Below are 2,500 nucleotides of genomic sequence, written 5' to 3' on the forward strand. Positions count from 1 at the left end.
CTGAACGCAGAAAGCGCCCCAAGGGGCGCTAAGTGTTTGATATCTGACTTGAAGTATTGGTTGCGGGAGCAGGATTTGAACCTGCGACCTTCAGGTTATGAGCCTGACGAGCTACCGGGCTGCTCCATCCCGCGTCAGAGTCAGATTTGTTTTCATCGTTTTAGAGAGATTTGGGGATTTTGCTAGGTTTGGCGGTGACCTACTCTCCCGGGGCTTAAGCCCAAGTACCATTGGCGCGGCAGTGCTTAACTTCCGGGTTCGGGATGGGACCGGGTGTTTCACTTGCGCTATGACCACCAAACCGAGGAAAATCCCCACGTCGCTGTTTTTGCGGAGCAAAAAAGCGACGGGTGGCAGGCAGCGTATTTGTGAAGCAAATGCGCGGTGCCACTCGGTTGTGTAATCAATCAACAGTGCCGTTTGCGTTGGCACGCGCTGTCCATGTTCAAGGTGTGTATGTTTTTGGCTTTTTGATTTCGCCTACCGCTTCGCTACTTGAGGCGGTGGGTGTCTTTCCATTACTGGATCAAATCAAGCCTATCGGGCGATTAGTACCGGTCAACTGAACGCATTACTGCGCTTACATCTCCGGCCTATTGACGTGGTGGTCTTCCACGGCCCTCAGGGAGACCTTGTTTTGAGGGGGGCTTCCCGCTTAGATGCCTTCAGCGGTTATCCTGTCCGATCATAGCTACCCAGCACTGCCGTTGGCACGACAACTGGTCCACCAGTGGATCGTTCACCCCGGTCCTCTCGTACTAGGGGCAACTCCTCTCAAGTCTCCTACACCCACGGCAGATAGGGACCGAACTGTCTCACGACGTTCTAAACCCAGCTCACGTACCTCTTTAAACGGCGAACAGCCGTACCCTTGGGACCTGCTCCAGCCCCAGGATGAGATGAGCCGACATCGAGGTGCCAAACACTGCCGTCGATATGGACTCTTGGGCAGTATCAGCCTGTTATCCCCGGCGTACCTTTTATCCGTTGAGCGATGGCCCTTCCACTCGGGACCACCGGATCACTATGGCCGTCTTTCGACTCTGCTCGACTTGTCAGTCTTGCAGTCAGGCTGGCTTCTGCCATTGCACTCAACGAGCGATTTCCGACCGCTCTGAGCCAACCTTCGCGCGCCTCCGTTACGCTTTAGGAGGCGACCGCCCCAGTCAAACTACCCGCCACGCAGGGTCCCGGATCCGGATAACGGACCGCGGTTAGACATCAAGAGTGCGAAGGGTGGTATCTCAAGGGAGGCTCCACAGGTACTTGCGTTCCTGCTTCAAAGCCTACCACCTATCCTGCACATCACAATCCTGATGCCAGTGCGAAGCTGTAGTAAAGGTGCACGGGGTCTTTCCGTCTAACCGCGGGAAGCCTGCATCTTGACAGGCAATTCAATTTCGCTGAGTCGATGTTGGAGACAGCGGGGAAGTCGTTACGCCATTCGTGCAGGTCGGAACTTACCCGACAAGGAATTTCGCTACCTTAGGACCGTTATAGTTACGGCCGCCGTTTACCTGGGCTTCAATTCAAGGCTCTCACCTCTCCTTTTAACCTTCAGGCACCGGGCAGGCGTCAGACCCTATACGTCGTCTTGCGACTTCGCAGAGCCCTGTGTTTTTAATAAACAGTCGCCACCCCCTGGTTTGTGCCCCCAGCCCCTAGTTGCCTAGGAACCGGGCCTCCTTCTCGCGAACTTACGGAGGTATTTTGCCGAGTTCCTTCAACATCGTTCTCTCAAGCGCCTTGGTATGCTCTACCAGTCCACCTGTGTCGGTTTAGGGTACGGTCTGATGGAGGGCTATTTCCAGGAACCACTCAGCAGCCCAATCAATCCGATAAGATTGAACTACACCTGTGATCCGTCACATCCTCCTGGCCTAGGAATATTAACCTAGTTCCCATCGCCTACGCCTTTCGGCCTCGGCTTAGGGGCCGGCTTACCCTGCTCAGATTAGCTTTAAGCAGGAACCCTTGGACTTTCGGCGAGAGTGTCTCTCACACTCTTTGTCGCTACTCATGTCATCATTCTCACTAGTGATCTCTCCACCGGATCCCTCACAGGCCGGCTTCATCGAAAGAACTCGATCCGTCATTACATCCCGCTGCTGTTACACAACACAGATGCAAATACGGATGAGTTCTATGTCACACTACGCTCTGCTACCATGCCTTACGGCATCCTAAGCTTCGGCTCATGGCTTGAGCCCCGTTACATCTTCGCCGCAGGACAACTTATTTAGACCAGTGAGCTGTTACGCTATCTTTAAAGGATGGCTGCTTCTAAGCCAACCTCCTGGTTGTTTTGGTCGTCCCACCTGCTTTCCCACTTAGCCATGAATTGGGGGCCTTAGCTGTAGGTCAGGGTTGTTTCCCTCTCCACTACGGACGTTAGCATCCGCAGTGTGTCTGCCATCTAGTACTCCCGGGTATTCGGAGTTTGGTTAGGATCAGTAAGCCTGTGGGGCCCCATTACCCATCCAGTGCTCTACCCCCCGGG

1 tRNA gene and 2 rRNA genes (1 of these 3 cut by a window edge) are annotated in these 2,500 nt (G+C 54.3%); all 3 read right to left on the bottom strand.

What is annotated here, in order from left to right:
• Nucleotides 1-57 precede the first annotated feature (57 nt).
• Nucleotides 58-134: transfer RNA gene (locus ACR0J7_RS20275), tRNA-Met, on the bottom strand.
• 52 nt (nt 135-186) lie between these two features.
• A 5S ribosomal RNA gene (gene rrf / locus ACR0J7_RS20280) occupies nt 187-301 on the bottom strand.
• A gap of 226 nt (nt 302-527) precedes the next feature.
• Nucleotides 528-2,500 (bottom strand): 23S ribosomal RNA (locus tag ACR0J7_RS20285); it runs 872 nt beyond the window's last position.

The sequence above is a fragment of the Ruegeria sp. O4 genome, from assembly GCF_056535125.1.